Annotated in this window: 21 protein-coding genes and 3 pseudogenes; 19 read left to right on the top strand and 5 right to left on the bottom strand. The window is 66.0% G+C overall.

The window, feature by feature from the left end; all coding sequences use genetic code 11:
- The first annotated feature begins 284 nt into the window (after positions 1-284).
- Positions 285-1,493, top strand: a complete 1,209-nt coding sequence (locus ASF98_RS23510) for an aspartate transaminase (RefSeq protein ID WP_055807666.1) — start codon at positions 285-287, stop codon at positions 1,491-1,493.
- A 25-nt stretch (positions 1,494-1,518) separates the two neighbouring features.
- The gene (locus tag ASF98_RS23505) at positions 1,519-2,196 is read left to right on the top strand and encodes a 4-carboxy-4-hydroxy-2-oxoadipate aldolase/oxaloacetate decarboxylase (RefSeq protein ID WP_055807664.1); all 678 of its coding nucleotides are present in this window, start codon (positions 1,519-1,521) and stop codon (positions 2,194-2,196) included.
- A 518-nt stretch (positions 2,197-2,714) separates the two neighbouring features.
- On the opposite strand, the gene nac is transcribed toward ASF98_RS23505, so the two are convergent.
- Positions 2,715-3,635, bottom strand: coding sequence for a nitrogen assimilation transcriptional regulator NAC (gene nac / locus ASF98_RS23500; protein ID WP_055807661.1), 921 nt, complete (start codon positions 3,633-3,635; stop codon positions 2,715-2,717).
- Between the two features lie 487 nt (positions 3,636-4,122).
- Here nac and ASF98_RS23495 point away from each other — a divergent pair, with 487 nt between their 5' ends.
- The 11 genes and pseudogenes from ASF98_RS23495 to ASF98_RS24965 all read left to right on the top strand — a co-directional run.
- A complete protein-coding gene (locus ASF98_RS23495; RefSeq protein WP_055807659.1) occupies positions 4,123-4,911 on the top strand; it encodes a LamB/YcsF family protein in 789 nt (262 codons plus the stop codon).
- 1 nt (position 4,912) lies between these two features.
- Positions 4,913-5,638, top strand: coding sequence for a 5-oxoprolinase subunit B family protein (locus ASF98_RS23490; protein WP_055807655.1), 726 nt, complete (start codon positions 4,913-4,915; stop codon positions 5,636-5,638).
- Positions 5,635-6,648, top strand: coding sequence for a biotin-dependent carboxyltransferase family protein (locus ASF98_RS23485; protein ID WP_055807652.1), 1,014 nt, complete (start codon positions 5,635-5,637; stop codon positions 6,646-6,648). Before ASF98_RS23490 ends, ASF98_RS23485 begins: the two co-directional genes overlap by 4 nt.
- A gap of 53 nt (positions 6,649-6,701) precedes the next feature.
- Positions 6,702-8,039, top strand: coding sequence for an MFS transporter (locus ASF98_RS23480; protein WP_055807650.1), 1,338 nt, complete (start codon positions 6,702-6,704; stop codon positions 8,037-8,039).
- 96 nt (positions 8,040-8,135) lie between these two features.
- Positions 8,136-8,885, top strand: a complete 750-nt coding sequence (locus ASF98_RS23475) for an SDR family oxidoreductase (protein WP_055807647.1) — start codon at positions 8,136-8,138, stop codon at positions 8,883-8,885.
- Positions 8,886-8,927: 42 nt separating this feature from the next.
- Positions 8,928-9,872: a 2-hydroxyacid dehydrogenase gene (locus ASF98_RS23470; RefSeq protein WP_055807645.1), complete on the top strand. Its 945-nt coding sequence runs from the start codon at positions 8,928-8,930 to the stop codon at positions 9,870-9,872.
- Positions 9,869-10,205, top strand: a pseudogene (locus tag ASF98_RS24975) (SDR family NAD(P)-dependent oxidoreductase); the annotation flags it as partial. The gene ASF98_RS23470 and the pseudogene ASF98_RS24975, both read left to right, overlap by 4 nt.
- 1 nt (position 10,206) lies before the next feature.
- Positions 10,207-10,738 (top strand): SDR family oxidoreductase (locus tag ASF98_RS24970; protein WP_235506145.1); only part of this gene is annotated, 532 nt, incomplete at its 5' end.
- Between the two features lie 18 nt (positions 10,739-10,756).
- On the top strand, positions 10,757-10,837 hold the full coding sequence (locus ASF98_RS24385) for a hypothetical protein (protein WP_442854058.1): 81 nt from the start codon (positions 10,757-10,759) through the stop codon (positions 10,835-10,837).
- Positions 10,837-11,865: pseudogene (locus ASF98_RS23460) on the top strand (L-idonate 5-dehydrogenase); the annotation flags it as partial. The gene ASF98_RS24385 and the pseudogene ASF98_RS23460, both read left to right, overlap by 1 nt.
- A 1-nt stretch (position 11,866) precedes the next feature.
- A pseudogene (locus tag ASF98_RS24965) lies at positions 11,867-12,074 on the top strand (L-idonate 5-dehydrogenase); the annotation flags it as partial.
- Positions 12,075-12,120: 46 nt separating this feature from the next.
- Here ASF98_RS24965 and ASF98_RS23455 read toward each other — a convergent pair.
- The 3 genes from ASF98_RS23455 to ASF98_RS23445 all read right to left on the bottom strand — a co-directional run bounded on the left by ASF98_RS23455 (position 12,121) and on the right by ASF98_RS23445 (position 13,896).
- Positions 12,121-12,504 (bottom strand): RNA-binding S4 domain-containing protein, encoded by a 384-nt coding sequence (locus ASF98_RS23455; RefSeq protein ID WP_055807639.1) that lies wholly within the window; start codon positions 12,502-12,504, stop codon positions 12,121-12,123.
- Between the two features lie 68 nt (positions 12,505-12,572).
- Positions 12,573-12,872, bottom strand: a complete 300-nt coding sequence (locus ASF98_RS23450; protein WP_028269817.1) for a DUF4193 domain-containing protein — start codon at positions 12,870-12,872, stop codon at positions 12,573-12,575.
- A gap of 91 nt (positions 12,873-12,963) precedes the next feature.
- On the bottom strand, positions 12,964-13,896 hold the full coding sequence (locus tag ASF98_RS23445; RefSeq protein WP_082507018.1) for an AraC family transcriptional regulator: 933 nt from the start codon (positions 13,894-13,896) through the stop codon (positions 12,964-12,966).
- A gap of 271 nt (positions 13,897-14,167) precedes the next feature.
- Here ASF98_RS23445 and ASF98_RS23440 point away from each other — a divergent pair, with 271 nt between their 5' ends.
- Genes ASF98_RS23440 through ASF98_RS23415 form a run of 6 tightly spaced genes read left to right on the top strand, consistent with a single transcriptional unit; the run spans position 14,168 to position 20,971 of the window.
- Positions 14,168-15,514: an ABC transporter substrate-binding protein gene (locus ASF98_RS23440; protein WP_055807636.1), complete on the top strand. Its 1,347-nt coding sequence runs from the start codon at positions 14,168-14,170 to the stop codon at positions 15,512-15,514.
- A 26-nt stretch (positions 15,515-15,540) separates the two neighbouring features.
- Positions 15,541-16,509, top strand: a complete 969-nt coding sequence (locus ASF98_RS23435; protein WP_055807633.1) for a carbohydrate ABC transporter permease — start codon at positions 15,541-15,543, stop codon at positions 16,507-16,509.
- Positions 16,506-17,423 carry a carbohydrate ABC transporter permease gene (locus ASF98_RS23430; protein ID WP_055807630.1) on the top strand — a complete coding sequence of 306 codons (918 nt, stop codon included), beginning with the start codon at positions 16,506-16,508 and terminating at the stop codon, positions 17,421-17,423. The genes ASF98_RS23435 and ASF98_RS23430 overlap by 4 nt, the downstream gene beginning before the upstream one ends.
- A gap of 51 nt (positions 17,424-17,474) precedes the next feature.
- Positions 17,475-18,536: an NAD(P)-dependent alcohol dehydrogenase gene (locus tag ASF98_RS23425; RefSeq protein ID WP_055807627.1), complete on the top strand. Its 1,062-nt coding sequence runs from the start codon at positions 17,475-17,477 to the stop codon at positions 18,534-18,536.
- A 2-nt stretch (positions 18,537-18,538) separates the two neighbouring features.
- Positions 18,539-19,489, top strand: coding sequence for a carbohydrate kinase family protein (locus ASF98_RS23420; protein WP_055807624.1), 951 nt, complete (start codon positions 18,539-18,541; stop codon positions 19,487-19,489).
- Positions 19,490-19,492: 3 nt separating this feature from the next.
- Positions 19,493-20,971, top strand: coding sequence for a mannitol dehydrogenase family protein (locus tag ASF98_RS23415; RefSeq protein WP_055807621.1), 1,479 nt, complete (start codon positions 19,493-19,495; stop codon positions 20,969-20,971).
- Positions 20,972-21,040: 69 nt separating this feature from the next.
- Here the strand turns inward: ASF98_RS23415 and ASF98_RS23410 are convergent, their stop codons facing one another.
- Positions 21,041-21,214, bottom strand: coding sequence for a CsbD family protein (locus ASF98_RS23410; protein WP_055807725.1), 174 nt, complete (start codon positions 21,212-21,214; stop codon positions 21,041-21,043).
- Positions 21,215-21,276 lie beyond the last annotated feature (62 nt).

Genomic DNA, 21,276 nt, shown 5'->3' with positions numbered 1-21,276 from the left:
TCGCCGACTGGCTCCATCACTACAATCATCATCGAGGCCACACCTCACTCAAAGGTCAGCCACCGGCCAGCCGCGTCACCAACCTCTCAGGTCAATACAGCTAGACACCAGAATCCGCCCGCGGAAATACCAATCCTGCGTGGAGCCATAACCAAAAAGTGTGGGCACGGGCCATAAGCGACGCTTATCCGTCCACGCACTTTAGGTCTTATCCAGACGCGCCAGGATTCCCTAGGGTCGAAGGAAGCGAGTACCGCTCCCTCCTGAATCCGTAGGAAGAGACCATGCCTAAATTTGAACCTGCATCACGGGTGTCCCGCATCAAGTCATCCGCAAGCGTGGCCGCCGCGGCCCGCGTGCGTGAGCTGAAGGCGGAAGGGCGCCGGATCCTGGACCTGACGGTCGGGGAGCCGGACTTCGACACCCCGGAACACATCAAAGCGGCCGCCATTGAAGCGATCACACGCGGGGAAACCAAGTACACCTCCGTCACCGGAACCCCCGCCCTGCAGCAGGCCATCCTCCAGACCCTGGAACTGCGCACCGGCATCCACTACACCCCGGCCGAGATCACCATTGGCGGCGGCGCCAAGCAGGTGATCTTCACCGCCTTCATGGCCACCTTGGACGCCGGCGACGAAGTGGTGGTGCCCGCGCCGTACTGGGTCTCCTACCCGGACATGGTGCTCGCGAACGAAGGCACCCCCGTGGTGGTTGCCTGTGGCGAGGAGACGGGGTTCAAGCTCACCCCCGAGGCTCTGGCCGGAGCACTCAACGGGCGGACCAAATGGGTCATCCTGAACACGCCGTCGAACCCCACGGGCGCAGTCTATTCCCCCGCGGAGCTACGCGCGCTGGCGGATGTCCTGGCCGGCTTCCCGCACGTCCACATCCTGACTGACGAGATCTATGACCAGATCTACTTCGGCACGGGCAAGCTCGCAAGCCTGGTGGAGGTGGCCCCGGAACTGAAGGACCGCATCCTGGCGGTCAATGGCGTCTCCAAGGCCTACGCCATGACCGGCTGGCGCCTGGGGTACGCTGCGGGACCTGCCCCGTTGATCGCCGCGATCAACAAACTCCAGTCGCAGATCTCCTCCTGCCCGTCCTCCGTCAGCCAGGCCGCCGGCGCTGCCGCCCTCACGGGCAGCCAGCGCTTCGTGCAGGAAAGCCGCGAAATCTACCGCGCCCGGCGCGATGCGGCAGTCGCCGCGCTGAACGCCATCGACGGGCTGTCATGCACGACGCCGGAAGGCGCCTTTTACGCCTACGTCAACTGTGCGGGGGTGATCGGGAAGACGACCACCGAGGGGCAGGTCATCGCAAACGACGAGGACTTCACCCTGTACCTCCTTGAAGCGGCCTCCGTGGCCGTGATCCAGGGATCGGCCTATGGACTTGGCCCCTACTTCCGCATCTCCTACGCCACCAGCCTCGACGTCATCGACGAGTCCATCGCGGCCATCGACAAGGCCGTCCGGGCCCTCAACTGATCCACACCCACCGAAGGAAAACGCCGTGATCCACGTCAAAACCACCATCGAACGACCCGAAGCCGACGCAGTCAGCCGCCTCGCGAAGTTCTCGTCCGCCACCATCCACGAGGCACAGGGCCGCAAGGGCGCCCTCAGCTCCAGGATCAAGCCGATCGACCGCTCCATGTCCTTCTGCGGCCCCGCCGTCACCGTGCGCTGCGCCCCCCGCGACAACCTCATGCTGCAGGTGGCCATCCACTACGCCGAAGCCGGGGACGTCATCCTGGCCGCGGCAGGGGAGTACGAGGAAGCCGGAACCTTCGGTGACGTCCTCGGCAACGCCATGAAGGCGAAGGGCCTCGCCGGCCTGGTCACCGACTCGGGCGTCCGCGACACCCAGGACCTCATCGAACTGGGGCTGCCCGTCTTCTCCGGCAGCATCTCCATCAAGGGCACCGTCAAGGAAACCATCGGCCCCATCAACCACCCCGTGGTCTTCGGCGACGAGATCATCTACCCCGGCGACGTGCTCCGCGGTGACGCGGACGGCGTCGTGGTGGTCCGGAAGGACGAGATCGAGGAAGTCATCCGCCTCTCGCAGGAGCGCGACGACGCCGAGCGCGAACTCATCGGCCTCTACCAGGCCGGCGGAACCACCATCGAGCTGTGCAACCTCACCGACGTCCTGAAGTCCAAGGGACTGCTCGTCGAAGAGGCCTAACCGCTCCCTCCAGCCGCGGCAGCACCGCCGTCGCACGGGAAAGCTCCCGTGCGGCGGCATTGGCGTGCGGGACTACTGCGCCAACAGGCAGCTAATGCCCCCAAATCCGTGATTTGGGGGCATTAGCTGCCAGTTCGCGCTGTTCCTGTGGCGGCCGTAACCTATTGGGCCGGGTGGCGGGGCTGGCCAGGGACGGAACCCTCCAGATACCAGACCGTTGATCCGGCACTGCCTGCCGGCATGATGCTCCCTTCGAAAACGAAGACAGCATCCATTGAGCGGTCCTCAGGGCGCCAAAAGCCATTTGACGGGCAGTGGAAACCTGTTCTGGCCGTGAGCCCCGGGCCTGTGTCGGAAAATCTTCGAATAGTGCTTAACTTTTTCACGGCGGCCTCCCAATAAATTAATTACAAAATAAACTGCCGCATTTCCTCGGCTTCGCTCTAATTCTAGATTCCGGAGCGCCGTGATACTAAGACTAATGATGCGTGGCCTAATAAGCGGATGCTATGGACCGCCTACCGTGCGTATTTATTGCTCAGTATTTCCTGGAGCATTTCCTTCAACACCAGCAGGACTGCCGAAGCGGCTTCCGAGAGGGGGTCGTGATCAGGGGTGCAGAGTGCGATTTTGCACTGCAGCGCCGGATCCACAATGCGCAGGACGTGGAAGTCCTCCTCGTGGAACAGGGCGTCCGCGGCCGACTTGGGCATGATGGTGGCACCCAGGTCGGCCCGGAGGAGCCGGGCCAGGGACGGCACCGACTCCACCTCGCCCACCAGCTTGAGCGCGAGCCCTTTGCTGGTGAAGCCGGTTTCGACAACCTGGCGGAGGGTGTGGATCTTCTCGGGAAGGAAAAGCCCGAACCGCGCAACATCCTCCAGCGAAATTTCACCGTTTCCGGCTGCCACATCGGATCTGTTGGCGTTAACCACAAAGTGCAGGTCCTCGACGATCAGCGTGGTGAACTGGACGCCGCGGATGGGGCCCGGCTCGTAAATGAGCGCCATGTCCAGCCGGCCGTTTTTGATGGCTTCACTGAGGACGCCGCCGTAGATTTCCGTGACGTGCAGGACGATTTCCGGGTACCGTCGGCCCACTTCGCCGATGATCCGCGGCGTCAGGCTGGAGGCCATGCTGTACGGCGCGATCGCGATGGAGACCCGGCCGGACGGTGCGGCCCCGGACGCGGCAACGTCCTGGCGTGCCTGCTCCACCAGTCGCAGGATCGACTGGGCATGCCGGTACAAAGTGTGGCCCGCGGCGGTGGGCTTGACGCCCTGCTTGCTGCGGATCAGGAGCCGCTGCTTGAGGTCGGTTTCCAGCGCCGAGACCTGCTGGCTCAGGGCAGGCTGCGCCACATGCAGCGCCGCTGCGGCCTTGGTGATGCTGCCCGAATCCACAATCTGGACAAAGTACGCAAGCTTCCGCGTATCCATGGCGCCTTCTCTCTTCGCGGCGTCCAGACCCCGGGAAGGTCATAACCGGATGCCAATTCATTAATCGTACATTCTACCCGCATGGTTGATATGCAATTTTGCGATGACGTCAGATGCATTTCGCATGCTAATGGGATTAACCGGGAAAGACGTTCCCTTTTACATTTCTGAAATATACGGTCCCTACCTTGAATGTATTCGCGATAACGCGCTGATAAGACGGAACCTGATGATCGGAACGAGGTGGCACGAATGATGGCAGCACTGTACGGCTCACCCGTCATAACGAGGGCCTATCCCGTGACATGGATTACGTCTTTGTGTGAGCCAATTCGCAATGCCAGACTTTTGGACAGAGGCCCGGCAGTCCGGGCCGCCGGACCGCAGGCCCCGCACCGGGCAGGTTCCCGGCATTCATTTCACTACCGGAAGCTGAACTCCGCGCCTCGCTGCGCAGCTGTCCAGCCAACATCCCAGGAGGGCTCACATGGGACCCACAGTTGATCTCGTGGCAGATCTCGGAGAAGGCTTCGGCGCCTACTCGATGGGTGACGACGCTGCCTTGCTCGAGGTGGTTTCCAGCGCCAACATCGCCTGCGGATTCCACGCCGGAGACCCCGACATCATGAACGCCACCGTCGCCGAGTGCGTGCGGCGCGGCGTCAGCATCGGGGCGCACCCGAGCTTCCCCGACCTCCGGGGCTTCGGCCGCCGAGCCATGGACCTCACTGCGGACGAGGTCCGCAACGACATCCTCTACCAGGTCGGTGCGCTGAGCGCCTTCGCCTCGTACCACGGCTCCGGCGTCGCCCACATCGCACCGCACGGACGCCTCGGCAACCTCGTGGCCACCCGCGCCGATTACGCGGAGGCCGTGGCCGACGCCGCCGCCCGCATCAACCCGGACCTCATCGTCCTGGCCCAGGACGGCGAACTTGCCGACGCCGCTGCGCTGCGACAGCTTCCGGTCGCCATCGTCGGCATCGCCGACCGCGCCTACGAGGCAGACGGCACGCTGGTGCCGCGAGGCCGCGACGGCGCCGTCATCCACGATCCGTCAGCCATCGTGGACCGCACCATCAGGATGGTTTGCGAAGGGCTCATCGAAACGGTCGCCGGGACCGACCTGCAGATCGTCGCCGACACCGTCCTCCTGCACGGTGACACTCCCGGCGCCGTCCAGTTGGCCCGCCAGATCCGCGCCGAACTGGAACGCGCCGGCGTGACCATCGCACCCGTCGCCCAGGTCCTGGCCGCCAAAGCGAAGGCCGCCTGACATGCCCGCCACCACAACGCCAACCCCGGTGGAAGTCTTCGAATCCGGGGACGCCGCACTGCGCGTCGTCGCCTCTTCACCGAACCGCGAGGCCAACTGGAGCACCGTGCATGCCCTCGCCGGCTGGCTGGAGGCAGCGGGGGCCGACGGCGTCCACGGCGCCGTGCCCACCTACGACTCCCTGCTCGTGGAATTCGATCCCGGGGTCACCTCCGCTCGCCAGGTCCGTGCCTTTGTCCTTCTGGGAATGCGCCAGCTCGACTTCATTGGCGCCCCTGCCCGGGCTCCGCGCGAGTTCAGCGTCCCCGTGGTCTACGGCGGCGAATACGGCCCGGACCTGGAACGCGTTGCAGAGCACGAGCAGCTGCCGGTCGAGGAGATCATCGCCCTGCACACGGCCAAGTCCTACGTGATCCGATGCCTCGGCGCCCCTGCCGGCTCACCCATGATGGACGGCCCCGATTTCCCGCTGCCTGTACCGCGGCTGAAGGACCCCCGCCTGTCCGTCCCGGCAGGTGCCGTGGCCGTCGCCGGCCGGCAGGCAGTCATCGCCCCGGCCATGGCCCCCGGCGGATGGTGCGTCATCGGCCAGACGCCGCTGGCGGTCCTGGACGTCACCAGCGAACCGCTGGTTCCCTACGTTCCCGGCGACCTGCTGAGGTTCCACCAGATCCGGGCCGAAGAATTCGCGAGCTACGCCGGCCGGAAACTGGAGGCGGCACGATGAGCGGCTCCCTGGTCATCCAGCAGTCCGGCAACTCCGTGGTCACCGACCTTGGCCGCTTCCGCGGACCCCGGTTCGGACTGCCCGTGAACGGCGCGCTGGACCAGTTCTCCGCACGCGCGGCCAACATCCTCACCGGTAATGAGGACAGCGCACCCCTGCTGGAAGTCACCGCACTGGACTTCCGGATGCGGGCCAGCACGGACATCCTCATCGCCGTCACCGGAGCGCCGCTGCGCCTCACGGTGGGCGGACGCGAATGCCAGCAGTGGGAACCGGTATCCGTCCGGGCCGGCGAAACAGTCGCCCTGCGCCAGATCACCGGCGGACTCCGCGCCTACCTTGCCGTTCACGGCTCGGTCGAGGCACCCGTCCTCCTCGGAAGCTGCGCCCCGGACACCGTCATCGGATTCGGCCTTCGCCTGACCGACGGCGCCGAACTCAAGACCTCGCGAAGCGTCCCGCCGATCCGGCAGCCGTACTTCGACCTGCCGCTGTTCCGGCTGGGACTGACCCGTCCCGAGTTCAGCAGCCAGGCCGTAGTCGAAGTCACGGACGGCCCCGACGTGGACGAATTCGGGGACACCGCGGACCTGCTCTACACCACCGAATACACCGTCAGCGCCCGGAGCAACCACATCGGACTGCGCCTCGGCGGGGACCTCCCCGAACGCCAGTCGAGCGCCGAAGTGCTGTCCCGCGGCGTTCCGGTCGGAGCGATCGAGGTGCCGTCCCGGGATGAACTCCTGGTGCTGCACCGGGGCCGGGGCGTCACCGCCGGCTATCCGGTCCTCGCAGTGGTCACCACCCGCTCGCTGGATGTGCTGGCCCAGGCAAGGCCGGGCCACACCATAACTTTCCGCAGGACCACCGTCCCCGACGCCACGGCGAAACACAGGGCGGCCTTGCGGGAGCTGGAAAACCTCCGTTCCACCGTCAGCACAGTCTTTGCCCTCCTCGGCATCGGCAGCCGGCCGGGCTGGCAACAGTTCGCCCCGGCGGCCGGAAGCTAACACCCTCGCATCAGATCCAGAGCCTTGTTACCATCCCCTTAGTAAGGAAAGCCATGACAACTTCTACGCACGCGGCCCAGCCGCAAGAGCGGCTCAGCAGCAGGCAGACCCGCAAAGTAGTGACTGCCGGCTGCGTCGGCATTTTCGTGGAGCTCTACGACAACGGCATCTTCGCCTTTATGGCCGGAACGCTTGCCCTCGTCTTCCTGGCACCCGGCAACCCGGACAACGCCCTGTTGTTCGTCTTCGCCGGCTACGCCGTGTCCTTCTTCGTTCGCCCCCTCGGCGCCGTCGTCTGCGGATACCTGGGGGATCGCATCGGGCGGCAAAAGCTGCTGGTCTTTGTCATCCTGCTGATCAGCGTGGCCACGGCGGGCATCGGCGTGCTGCCGGCCTACTCAGCCATCGGCATCGCCGCCCCGATCCTCCTGGTGCTGCTCCGCATGCTGCAGGGCTTCTCCGTTGGCGGCGAAGCGGCCGGCGCCATGACCTTCCTCGCCGAGCACGCCCCTGAAGGCAAGCGCGGCATCATCACCTCCTACGCCCAGATCGCCTCCTTCGCCGCACTGCTCACCGGCACGCTCGTCGCGTTCTCCATGTCGCCCTGGCTCACCCAGGCAGCGATCGACGGCGGCGGCTTCGGTTCGTTCGCGTGGCGCATCCCGTTCCTGGTTGCCATCCCCATGGGCGTCATCGGCTGGTACATCCGCAAGGCGATCAGCGACACCCCGAACTTCGTGAAGCTGAAGGAAGAGGGCGGCCTGTCCAAGAACCCGCTCAAGGAAGCCTTCAAGTCCGCCGAACACCGCCGCGCCATGCTCCTGGCCCTGTTTATCCCGCTCATGAACGGCTCCGGCTACTACGTCCTCTTCTCCTACATGCCCACCTTCCTGAAGGGCAAGCAGCTCAACTTCACCATCGGCGAGGCGCTCATCGTCACCGCCTGCAGCCTCGTGGTCATCTGCATCGCCATCCCCTTCATGGGCGCGCTGTCTGACCGTGTGGGACGCAAGAAGGTCATCGCCGGCTCCGCGATCGCCATGGCAATCGTCGGCATCCCCGCCTACGCCCTGATCGCCACCGGTGAGATGGGCCTGGCTATCCTGGGCGCCTGCATCATGGCAGTGGTCTTCGCAGGCCACACCGCCGTGATCCACATCCTGATCGTTGAACTGTTCCCCACCCGGGTCCGGTACTCCGCCTACGGCCTGGGCTACAACATCTCCTCGGCACTCTTCGGTGGCACCGCCCCGCTGCTGATGACCTGGCTCATTTCCTCCACCGGCAACATCTACATGCCCGCTTTCTACGCCGTGATCACGGCACTGGGCACCCTCGCCGCCGTCAGCACGGTCAAGGACCGGGCGCACCTGCCCCTCCGCGACGCCTAAACCACCACCCATCCGAACAGCAGTGCACTGCCCCCACCGGCAGTGCACTGCACCAATTGCGGGGCATCAACTGCGCTGCATCCTCAGGAGACTTCCATGCCTTTTTCAGATTATTCAACTGCCCTCGTCACGGGCGCGTCCACCGGCATGGGCGCCGCGATCGCCGGGCGCCTCGCCAAGCGGGGACTCACGGTCCACGCCCTCGCCCGCAACGAGGAGCGCCTCAACGAACTGGCAGACAAGACCGGCGCGGTTCCCCACGTCGTCGACCTGACCGACACCGCAGCGCTGGCTGCCGCCGTCGGCGATCTTGAAGTGGATGTCCTGGTGAACTGCGCCGGGGTGTCCCGGCCTGGAAACATCCTGGACTCCAGCGAGAGCGACATCGACGAACTCGTGGACGTCAACCTGCGCGGGCTGCTCCAGCTGACCAGGCTGGTGCTTCCGGGCATGGTGGAGCGGGACCGCGGACACGTCATCAACATCAGCTCCATCGCCGGGGTCTACAACTTCTACGGCCACACGGTCTACCACGCGACCAAGGCGGCAGTGCACCAGGTCTCCCGGCAGCTGCGCAACGACACGGTGGGCAAGCGCATCCGTGTCACCGAAATCTGCCCCGGACGCGTCGAAACGGAGATCTTCGGCCGCAACATGGGCGGTACTCCCGAGGCCATGGAGGAGGCGTGGAAGACGTACTACGAGGGCTACGAATCGCTGACCACGGACGACATCGTCAACGCGATGGACTACGCGATCGAAACACCCCGCCACGTGAACGTGGGCATGCTCGAACTCATGCCCACCTTCCAGGTCCCCGGCGGCCTCACTTTCGACCGCCGCTAGCCGCACGCCACCCACCACACCCCACGATTGATAGGTTCTTCGATGCAAACAGTCCGTACCGTCAGTTTCCCCGACCGGCAACTGCTCGCCGATCTCTCACCCCTTCCCGAAGGGCTGAGGGGAGTGGTCTGGGACCTGAAGGCGGATCCCGACGGCGGGACGCTCAGTGAGATCGACGGCGTCATCCTCCCGTACATCGACGCCTGCGCCGTGCTGGGCTCCCTTGCGCGCGTCCCGAACCTGAAGTACGTGCAGACGCAGTCCACCGGATACGACGGCGTGATCGAGGCCGCCGGTCCGGCGGCCGGCGTGGCCAGCGCTTCCGGCGTCCACGCCGCCGCGACCGCGGAACTGGCCGTCGGGCTGATCCTGGCGAAACTGCGGGGCATCGACCAGGCCGTCCGCGATTCGCAGTACGGGCTGTGGCGGCCGGAGCGGCGCCAGTCCCTGGCGGACCGGCGGGTACTGCTCGTGGGAGTCGGCGGGATCGGGCATGAAATAGCCCGCCGCCTGGAGCCCTTCGAGGTCACGGTCACCCGGGTGGGGAGTGCTGCCCGCACCGACGAATACGGCGAGGTTCACGCGTCCGCGGACCTGCCCGCGCTCGCCGCCACGCACGACATCCTCGTTTCCGTGCTGCCCCTGAACCAGCAGACCCACCAGCTGATCGGCGAGGAGGTCCTCGCCGCCCTCCCGGACGGTGCCCTGGTGGTGAACGTGGGCCGCGGCTCCGTGGTGGACACGGCTGCCCTGACCAAGGAAGTTCTGTCCGGCCGCCTGCAGTGCGCGCTCGACGTCGTTGATCCCGAGCCGCTGCCTCAGGACCACCCGCTGTGGTCCACTCCGAACGCACTGATCACCCCTCACATCGGCGGCAACGCATCGGCGTTCCAGCCCAGGATCCTCAGGCTCCTGCGGAAGCAGCTCGAAGCCCTCGCAGCGGGACAGGCTCCCGCCAACCTGGTGCAGAAAGGCCCCTTCGCATGAGTGCACTTTTTGACCTGACCGGGCGTGTTGCCCTGGTGACCGGTTCGAGCCGGGGGATCGGCAATGCGCTGGCGCGGGCGCTGGCGGACGCCGGCGCGTCGGTGGTGCTGAACGGCATCAATACTGAGCGGCTGAAGGCGGCTGAGGCTGCGATGGCGGCCGGGTACCCGCCGGGGCGGGTGCACAGTTGCGCGTTCGATGTCACGAGCGATACTGAGGCTGCGCGGGGTGTTGCGTGGGTGGAGGAGAACGTGGGGCCGCTGGAGATCCTGGTGAACAATGCGGGGATCCAGCACCGGGTGCCGATGCTGGATTTGGACGTGGCGGACTGGGNGTGGGTGGAGGAGAACGTGGGGCCGCTGGAGATCCTGGTGAACAATGCGGGGATCCAGCACCGGGTGCCGATGCTGGATTTGGACGTGGCGGACTGGGAGCGGGTGATTTCCACGGACCTGACCAGCGCGTTTTTGGTGGGGCGTGAGGCGGCGCGGGTCATGATCCCGCGCGGCCGGGGGAAGATCATCAATATCTGTTCGGTGCAGACCGATCTCGCCCGCCCGACCATCGCCCCGTATATCGCGGCGAAGGGCGGGCTGCGGAACCTGACCCGGGCGATGACCGCGGAGTGGGCCGGGTCCGGGCTGCAGATCAACGGGATCGCCCCAGGGTACATCCATACCGAGATGACGCAGAACCTGGTGGATGACGAGGACTTCAACGCCTGGATCCTGGGCCGGACCCCGGCGCACCGGTGGGGGACCGTGCAGGATCTGGCCGGTCCCGCGGTGTGGCTGGCCTCGGACGGGTCGGACTTCGTGAACGGGCAGACCATCTTCATCGACGGCGGAATGACGGTGGTGGTCTGATGGGNGGCCGGTCCCGCGGTGTGGCTGGCCTCGGACGGGTCGGACTTCGTGAACGGGCAGACCATCTTCATCGACGGCGGAATGACGGTGGTGGTCTGATGGGTGCGAACACAGTCCTGCCCGAATCCGGCCCGGCCGTGGTGGCGCACGCCGCCGGCGACCTCCGCATCGAAGACGTGCCCGTTTCGGCGCCCGGTGCCGACGAGGCGGTCGTCGAAGTCCGCTATGGCGGTATCTGCGGTTCGGACCTGCACTACTGGCTGCACGGCGCCGCCGGCGAATCCATCCTCCGCGCACCCCTGGTGCTCGGGCACGAAATTTCCGGGACCGTGATTCGTGCCGCGGCAGACGGCACCGGGCCGGTGGCCGGCACCCCGGTTGCCGTCCACCCGGCCACGCCCGGCCCCGGTGCGGCGCGGTATCCGGCGGACCGGCCCAACCTCTCACCCGGGTGCACGTATCTGGGCAGCGCCGCCCGCTACCCTGGGCAGCGCCGCCCGCTACCCGCACACCGACGGCGCGTTCAGCCGTTACGTGAACCTGCCGGCGCGGATGCTGCGCGCGCTGCCGGAAGGCCTCAGCCTGCGCACRGCGGCGCTGATCGAGCCCGCCTCCGTGGCCTGGCACGCGGTGTCCCGTGCCGGGGACGTCAGCGGAAAGACCGCCCTGGTGATCGGCAGCGGCCCCATCGGCGCGCTGGCCGTGGCCGTCCTCAAGCGCGCCGGCGCAGGCCGGATCGTCGCCGTGGACATGCACGCCAGGCCGCTGGAAATCGCCGCGGCCGTGGGAGCGGACGAAGTGCTCGCCGCCTCCGACGCGGAAGCGATCGCCGCCGTCGAGGCCGACGTCGTGATTGAATCCTCCGGCAACCACCACGGACTGGCCTCCGCCATCCAGGGCGCCGCCCGCGGCGGCACCGTCGTGATGGTCGGCCTGCTGCCCACCGGCCCGCAGCCGGTCCTGATCTCGCTGGCCATCACCCGCGAACTGGAGCTCAAGGGTTCCTTCCGCTTCAACGACGAGATCGACGACGTCATCGCGGCCCTCGCCGACGGCACCCTGTTTGTGGACCCTGTGATGAAGCCGCCATCACTGGCCCAGTGGTTCATGGCCTCGAAGGCGATCAGNCATCACCCGCGAACTGGAGCTCAAGGGTTCCTTCCGCTTCAACGACGAGATCGACGACGTCATCGCGGCCCTCGCCGACGGCACCCTGTTTGTGGACCCTGTGATCACCCACGAGTACCCCGTGGGGGCAGCCCTGGAGGCCTTCGGCGTTGCCCGGAACTCCGCGGAATCCGGCAAGGTGCTCCTGAGCTTCGGGGCCGTCAGTTGAACGACTCCACCCCGTAAACCGGAATGCGGCAGGCTGGTGACCAGGCCTAAGCCGGGCCGCGCAGGCGTTCCATTTCGCGGCGGTCTTTCTTCGTGGGCCGGCCGGTTCCGCGGTCGCGCTGCGGAAGACCGAGCGCGGGCGCCTCGGGCCGCGGCGGGGTGTGGTCGGTGAAGCAGTGCGCGGCTGCCTCGGCGCCCACCCGCTTGGCGATCAGCCGCCGGACTTCGAGGATCCGTTCATATCCCGGCTGGCGGACCCGGACGGTGTCGCCCGGCACCACGGACTGCGACGCCTTGGCCGGGTTTCCGTTCAGCCGGACGTGCCCGCCGCGGCAGGCGGCCGTGGCAGCCGAGCGGGTCTTATAGGCGCGGACGGCCCACAGCCAGGCATCAAGGCGGACTGTGGCGGGGGCGGACGGAAGGCTGCTCATGGCTGCTGCCACTATAGCGGGCCACCCGGCCGTCAACCGTCGTTGGGGACCGGTCCCCGGGCAAGCACCTAGCCTTCGCAGTCCTTGCAGTACTTCTTGCCGTCCTTCTCGCGGGCCAGCTGGCTGCGGTGGTGGACCAGGAAGCAGGACATGCAGGTGAACTCGTCCTTCTGGACGGGGATGATCTGCACGAGGAGTTCCTCGTGGGACAGGTCCGCTCCCGGGAGCTCGAAGGAGTCGGCCAGGTCGGACTCGTCAACGTCGATCTGGGACGTTGATGCGGCAGAACGTTCGGGCTTGAGGACGTCGGTCGTGGCGTTTGCCTCGTCCTCGGTGCTCACCCGGGGTGCGTCATAGTCGGTTGCCATGTGCCGGTCTCTCCTTGGAGAAGACGAAGACGGAGTCTGCTCACCGTCTGAAGGAAAAACATCTTAGCCACTCCTGCGGAAACTTGAAAGGTCAGCCGTGTACCCGCTGGCGGTAGGCCCGCGGGGTTTCGCCGGCGTCGTTGAGGAAGTGCCGGTTGAAGTTGGACAGGTTCGAGAAACCCACCTCGTAGCAGATCTCGGAGATGGCTTTGTCGCTGTGCTCGAGCAGGCGGCGGGCATGGGCGAGCCGAAGCTTGCGGACCAGGTCACTGAAGTTCTGGCCGGTGGCGCGCTTGAAGTACTTCGAGAACGTCGGTTCCGGCATGCCGACCAGTGCCGCGGCCTCGGACATCTTGACGGTGCCGGCGTGGTTGCCGAAAACGTACTCCAGAACGATATCCACGACGGCGGCGGCCTGGCTGTCCAGCTGGGGCCTGAACCATTCGTCGGCGAGGTAACGCCGTTCCTCCTGCGGGGCGCGGGCAAGGACCGCAAAGAGTTCCAGCAAGTGGCGGAACCGCTCCAGGCCGGTGGCGGAACCCATCGCTTCGATGGCTGCGGCCGCGGTCTCCGCTGAACGCCCGAGGAATTCTATGCCCCGTGCCGACTGCTCCAGAAGCGGCCTTACCTCGGCCATTTCGGGGACCAGGGCTGCCGTCTGCTCAACCCACTTGGCGTCGAACTGGATGACGGCGTCACGGTTCTCCAGCACTTCGCCGGGCTCCAGATCGCTGACCCAGTCGTGCGGCAGCCCGGACCCGACAAGGGAGACGTGGCCGGCCTCGAACGTGCCGATGTGGTCTCCGACGATGAACTTTCCGGTGCCCTTCCGGATGAGGTGGATCTCGTACTCGGGATGGTAGTTCCACCGCGCCACGGGGCTGGGGTAGTCGTGCTGGTGCCACCGGACCGAGTGGTTCGGGTCGGGCGGGATGACTTCCCGGTTGGCCCGCATCCCCAGCAGCCGTTCGGCGAGCCTTGCCGTTGCTCCGTCTGCTCCGTCCGTGAGGTCCGCGACGCTCATAGTGGTTCTCCACGTTTTGGGTTTATGAAAAATGGAAGCATCTTGAATGCCTTCCCCCAGATTATCGCCTCCCTGAGGGACCGGCGCGGAAAATTAGTATCAGAAACTGGCAACCACGGCGCTAGTTGTGCCCTATCCCACAGCCCTATCGTTGAGGAACAACAGCGGGGCACCCCCGGATTTCCCGGCCACTAGCCCCGTCCGGTCCGGTACATCGACATGGCAGTCGAGTGCGGTGACCGCGCACCCCTGAAGAACAAAGGAGTCCTTAATGCGCTCAAAAATGCGTGCTGCGACCCTCGCCGTCGGCGCTTTGTGCGTCGCACTCAGTGCCTCGGCCTGTGCAGGTGCCGGCGGAGGCAATTCCGCTGGCGACCCGAACAGCATCAATGTCCTGATGGTGAACAACCCTCAGATGGAGGACCTGCAGCGGCTCACCGCGGAGAATTTCACCAAGGAAACCGGCGTCAAGGTCAATTACACGATCCTGCCGGAGAACGACGTCCGGGCCAAGATCAGCCAGGAGTTCTCCAGCCAGGCCGGACAGTACGACGTCGCGTCGCTGTCCAACTACGAGATCCCGTTCTACTCCGCCAACGGCTGGCTCGCTCCACTGGACAAGGTGGCCGCGGACCCGGCCTTCGAACAGGACGACATCCTGCCCGCCTACACGGCGTCCCTGACGGGCGAGGACGGGAAACTCTACGGCGAACCGTTCTACGGCGAATCGTCCTTCCTGATGTACCGGAAAGACATCCTGGACGCCAAGGGCCTGACCATGCCGGAGAAGCCCACCTGGGATGAGGTCGCGGACCTAGCGGCGAAGGTGGACGGCGCCGCTCCGGGAATGAAGGGTATCTGCCTGCGCGGCCAGCCCGGCTGGGGCCAGGTCTTCGCGCCGCTGACCACCGTGGTGAACACCTTCGGCGGCACCTGGTTCGACAAGGACTGGAACGCCCAGGTCAACTCCCCGGAATTCACCCAGGCCGTCGAGTTCTACACCAAACTGGTCCGTGAGCACGGTGAATTGGGCGCCGCCCAGGCCGGCTTCACCGAGTGCCTGAACAACATGAGCCAAAGCAAAGTGGCCATGTGGTACGACGCCACCTCGGCTGCCGGAGCCCTGGAAGCCGAGGCATCCCCGGTGAAGGGCAAGATCGGCTACGCCCAGGCTCCGATCAAGGAAACCAAGTCCTCCGGCTGGTTATGGACCTGGTCCTGGGCCATGCAGGCTGCCTCAAAGAAGCAGGACGCCGCCGGGAAGTTCATCGCCTGGGCCAGCTCGAAGGAATACGAGGAACTTGTCGCCGCCAAGCTCGGCTGGGCGAAGGTTCCCTCCGGCAAGCGCATCTCCACCTACGAGAACGCCGAGTTCCAGAAGGCCGCCCCGTTCTTCGAAGCAGAGCGCTTCGCCATCGAGAACGCGGACCCGAAGAACCCCGGCGCGCAGGAACGCCCGGCCGTCGGTATCCAGTTCGTCGGCATTCCCGAGTTCGCCGCCCTCGGCACCAACGTGTCCCAAGGAGTCAGCTCCGCCATCGCCGGCCAGGGTTCCGTGGCTGATGCGCTGGCCAAGGGCCAGGAAGCCGCCCAAAAAGTCGGCAATAAGTACAAGTAGCAACAACCCAACAGCAGGAGAACATCATGACTACCGCAACGGCGCGTATCTCCCGATCGGGACGCAGCGCAGCCACCCCCTCCAAGAACGCCAAATCACGTGAGCGTGCGCTGGCCTGGGCACGGCGCGCGCCGCTGCTGCCGGCCCTGATCTTCCTTATCGTCGTCACCCAGCTTCCGTTCGTGGTGACGCTGATCATCTCGCTCCTGAACTGGAACAGCCTCAGCCCTGACAAGACCGCCTTCGCCGGCTTTGAAAACTACGTCACGGTCCTCACGGATCCCGACCTGCGCCAGGCAATCTTCACCACCATCCTCCTCACCGTCTCCGTGGTCCTCGTGAGCCTGCTCGTGGGACTGGGCCTGGCCCTGCTGCTGGATAAGAAGTTCATCGGCCGCGGACTGGCACGCACCCTGCTGATCGCCCCGTTCCTGGTGGTGCCGGTAGCCGCGGCGCTGATCTGGAAGCACGCCCTGCTCAACCCCACCTACGGGTTGATCAACGGCATCCTGACCTGGGTCTGGTCCCTCTTCGGCAGCGCCACTGCGCCCCAGCTGGACCTTCTCTCCCAGGCACCCATGATGGCCGTCATCGTCTCGCTGGTGTGGCAGTGGACGCCGTTCATGATGCTCATCCTGCTGGCCGGCCTGCAGTCACGTCCCATGGACACCGTGGAAGCAGCCCAGATGGACGGCGCCACCCCATGGGCCATCTTCCGGCACCTCACGCTGCCGCACCTGCGCCAGTACCTGGAGCTGGGCGGCCTGCTCGGGGCGATCTACATAGTGCAGAACTTCGACGCCGTCTTCACCCTCACCGCGGGCGGACTCGGCACGGCCAACCTGCCCTACGCGATCTACCAGACGTTCTACTTCGCCAACGAATACGGCCTGGCATCCGCCGCCGGCGTCGTGGTGGTCATCGGCACCATCATCGTGGCCACTTTCGCACTCCGCACCGTCTTTTCACTCTTCAAGAAGGAGGCAGCACGATGAGCACCCTCACCCCCGCCGCGCCCCGCGAAACCTCCGCCGGCCCCACCGCCCTGAACACCGGCAGCCGCAAACGTGGCAAGACCCGCATGGATCCCACCCGCAACAACACCGCGGCCGGCCTCGCGGCCTGGCTGCTCGCCCTGCTCTTCGCAGCCCCGGTCGTGTGGATGATCCTGACCTCCTTCCACTCCGAAACCGATGCAGCAACGAACCCGCCGTCCATTGCCGCCAATCTCACCCTGGATGCGTACCGGGAATTTTTCGGGGAAACGTCCGGCGTCAGCCCGTGGCCGGCCCTGATCAACTCAGCCACTGCCTCGATCCTGTCCACGGTCCTCGTCCTGGTCCTGGCCATCCCTGCGGCCTACGCACTGTCCATCCGGCCGGTGAAGAAGTGGACGGACGTGATGTTCTTCTTCCTCTCCACGAAGATGATGCCCGTGGTGGCTGCAATCCTGCCCCTCTACCTGTTCGCCAGAACCGTCGGAGCCCTGGACAACATCTGGTTCCTGATCCTGATGTACACCTCCATGAACCTCCCCATCGCGGTCTGGATGATGCGGTCATTCCTCGCGGAAGTACCGGTCGAGATGCTGGAGGCGGCCCAGATTGACGGCGCCAACCTGCTCCTGACCCTCCGGAAGATCATCGCCCCCGTGGCCATGCCCGGCATCGCTGCCACCGCCCTGATCTGCTTCATCTTCAGCTGGAACGAACTGCTCCTGGCCCGGGTCCTCACCGGCGTGGTGGCAGGCACCGCCCCGGTCTTCCTGACCGGCTTCGTCTCAGGCCAGGGCCTCTTCCTAGCCAAGGTCTGCGCCGCCGCCGTCGTGATCTCCTTGCCGGTGCTCTTCGCCGGCTTTGCCGCCCAGGACAAGCTCGTCCAGGGACTCTCGCTCGGCGCCGTCAAGTAACCAGCCCGTCAAGTAACGCCGTCCCCTTTCGATTCCCAGAGGAGTACTTCGATGACAACATCAACCACCCAGAACCCGGCCCTCGGACGGCCGGAGCTGCCCGCGACGATGCGCGCCGCCATCCTGAAGCGCCAGGGCGACATGGCGATGGAATCGCTGCCCGTCCCGCAGCTCGACGCCGACCAGGTGCTGGTCCAGGTCGCCGCCGTCGGCGTCTGCGGCAGCGACGTCCACTACTACGAGCACGGCCGGATCGGCGACTACGTGGTGGACCACCCGCTGATCCTGGGCCACGAACTCTCCGGCCGGATCGCCGCCGTCGGAAGCGCCGTGGACCCTGCCCGCATCGGCCAGCGGGTCGCCGTCGAACCCCAGCGCCCCTGCCGCAAATGCAAGCAGTGCAAAGCCGGCCGCTACAACCTGTGCCCGGACATCGAGTTCTACGCCACCCCGCCGATCGACGGCGCGTTCGCCGAATACGTGACCATCCAGAGCGACTTTGCCTACGACATCCCGGACACCGTCAGCGACGAGGCCGCAGCCCTGATCGAGCCCCTCTCGGTAGGGCTCTGGGCCTGCGAACGTGCCGGGATCAAGCCGGGCAGCCGGGTCCTGATCGCCGGTGCAGGTCCGATCGGCATCATCGCCGCCCAGGCCGCCCGTGCGTTCGGCGCCACCGAAATCTATATCAGCGACATCGCCGAAGACCGGCTCGCGTTTGCCTTGGAACACGGGGCAACCCACGCGCTGAACGCGAAGACGGACAGTGTGGAAGGGCTCGACGTCGATGCGTTCATCGACGCTTCCGGCGCACCGCAGGCGGTCCGTTCCGGCATCAAGGCAGTGGGACCGGCCGGGAAGGTGATTCTGGTCGGGCTGGGGGCGGACGACGTCGAACTCCCCGTTTCGTACATCCAGAACCGGGAGATCTGGCTATCCGGAGTGTTCCGCTACACCAACACCTGGCCGCTGGCCATCCAGCTGATCGCCGACGGAAAAGTGGACCTGGACATCCTGGTCACCGGCAGGTTCGCCCTCGCAGACTCCGAGGAAGCGCTCAAAGCCGGCAAGCAGCCCGGACAGCTCAAAGCCGTGGTCTACCCGGGCCGCTGACCATGATCACCGTCATCGGCGAATCCCTTGTGGACATCATCACCGACCCGCGCCGGCCGCAGGAAGTCCAGGCACACGCCGGTGGCAGCCCCCTCAACGTGGCGGTGGGGGCTGCCCGCCTGGGCCTGGCGGCGAACCTCGTAACGCACTACGCAGATGACCGCTACGGGCTCATGATCGAAGAGCACCTGCTGGCCAACGGCGTCACGGTGCTCAGGGGCGGCAGCGCGCCCACGTCCACGGCAACTGCAACGCTCAATCCCGACGGCGCCGCCACCTACGCGTTCGACATCGGCTGGGACATCAACGGGGCATCGCTTCCTGCCCTGGCCGCCGTCGAAGGGTCCGTGCACGTCCATACGGGTTCGATCGCTGCCGTGCTGGCGCCGGGAGACCAGGCAACGCTTGCTCTCGTGAAGGCGGCCCGGCAGCATGCGACCATCAGTTACGACCCGAACTGCCGGCCGGGGATCAGCCCGGATGCGGCCGCGGCACGCTCGCAGGCCGAACTCTTCGTGGCAGCCAGCGACGTGGTCAAGGCCAGCGATGAGGACCTGGCCTGGCTCTACCCGGACAGGTCGCCGGAGGAGAGCCTGCTCGCGTGGCTCGATCTCGGACCGTCCATTGCGGCTCTGACGCGCGGCGCGGACGGGCCGGTACTCCTCACACGCCAACTACGGGTGGAGCTGGCCGCCGAAGCCGTCACCGTGGCGGACACCGTCGGGGCGGGGGACTCGTTCATGGCGGGCCTGATCTCCGGGCTCGCGCAACTGGACGCGCTTGGCGCGCCCGCACGATCGCGCCTGCGGGACATCACGGAGGGTGAACTGCACGCCCTGGCCGCGTACGCGAACAGGGCCGCGGCCATCACGTGCTCCCGGCCAGGCGCCAACCCGCCCACGTCAGCCGAACTGGGGTCCTTGACCGGCTCCCTCACCGCATCGGAAGGTTAGACAATGCCTGCACTCGAGCCCAGCGTACTTTCCGGATTGTCCGGTTCCCTGGCGGTACCCTCCTACGACCGCACCGGCCTGACAGCAGGGATCGTCCACTTCGGCGTGGGCGGGTTCCACCGCGCCCACCAGGCCATGTACCTGGACCGGCTGATGAACGCCGGGCAGGCTCACGACTGGGCCGTCTGCGGCGTCGGCGTCCTGCCCGGCGATGCCCGCATGAAGCAGGTCATGGACGCCCAGGACTGCCTTTACACCCTGGTGGTGAAGAACCCGGACGGAACCCGGGAAGGACGGGTCATCGGGTCCATCATCGAGTACCTCTTCGCCCCGGAGGACCCCGAAACCGTCATTGAGAAGATGGCATCCGAGGCGATCCGGATCGTCTCGCTCACGGTTACCGAGGGCGGCTACAACTTCCACCACGTCACCGGCGAGTTCGATGCCGGCAATCCGGACGTGGTCCACGACCTCCAGCCCGGTGCCGCGCCGCGGACAACTTTCGGCCTGGTCACCGAAGCACTCGCCAGGCGCCGGGCGCGCGGGCTTGCCCCTTTCACCGTGATGTCCTGCGACAACATCCAGGGCAACGGCGACGTGGCCCGGAAAATGTTCACCGCATTCGCAAACCTCAAGGACCCTCAACTCGGGGCCTGGGTGGAGGGCAATGTCCCCTTCCCCAACAGCATGGTGGACCGGATCACCCCGGTGACCACCGACGTCGACCGCGCCGCGATTGCCGAAGAACTCGGCGTCGAGGATGCCTGGCCGGTGGTGTGCGAACCGTTCGAGCAATGGGTCCTCGAAGACCACTTCAGCCTCGGCCGGCCTCCCTTCGAGGATGCCGGCGTCCAGCTGGTGGAAGACGTGGAACCGTATGAGCTGATGAAGCTGCGCCTGCTCAACGCCAGCCACCAGGGCATGTGCTACTTCGGCTACCTCGCCGGCTACCGCTACGCCCACGAGGTGGCCCAGGACGGTTTGTTCGCACAGTTCCTGCTCGACTACATGGACAAGGAAGCCACGCCGACGCTGCACCCGGTACCTGGCATTGACCTCGGAGCCTACAAGCGGACCCTGATCGAGCGGTTCTCCAACGAGCACGTCCGCGACACCCTGGCCCGGCTATGCGCTGAAAGCTCGGACCGGATTCCCAAATGGCTGGTTCCGGTCATCCGCATCAACCTCGAACATGGAGGCGAGATCGCCCGGTCCGCGGCGATAGTAGCCAGCTGGGCACGGTACGACGAAGGCACCGACGAGCAGGGAAACCCCATCGACGTCGTCGACCGGCTCAAGGAACCACTGATGGCAGCCGCCGCCCGGCAGCACGAGGAACCGCTCGCCTTCATCTCCAACCGCGAGGTCTTCGGGGACCTGATCGACAACCCCGTCTTCGTGGCGGCGTACACCCGGGCGTTGAATGACCTCCACCGCGTCGGGGCCCGCGCTGCCCTGGAAGCACTGGCTTCCCGGTCGTAGGCAAACGCAAGCGGACGACGCCGGGAGGTTCCGGCGTCGTCCGCTTCTGTTTTGCTTCGGTTCAGCGGCCTATTCCTTGAAGGCGTCCTTGACCTTCTCGCCGGCCTGCTTCAAATCCGCTTTGGACTGGTCAGCCTGGCCTTCGGCCTTCAGGCCCGGATCGTTGGTGGCCTCTCCGGCCGCTTCCTTGCCCTTGCCGCCAACCTTCTCGGCAGCATTTTCGATCTTGTCTCCCAGACCCATGGTGGTACTCCCTCCGGTTTGGTTGCCGCCGGCCGTCCGCCGGTTGCTCACAATTTCATCGT

The sequence above is a fragment of the Arthrobacter sp. Leaf337 genome (assembly GCF_001423745.1).
GTDB lineage: Bacteria > Actinomycetota > Actinomycetes > Actinomycetales > Micrococcaceae > Arthrobacter.
The sequence above is the reverse complement of the archived record's forward strand: the minus strand, read 5'-3'. Positions and strand labels throughout refer to the sequence as shown.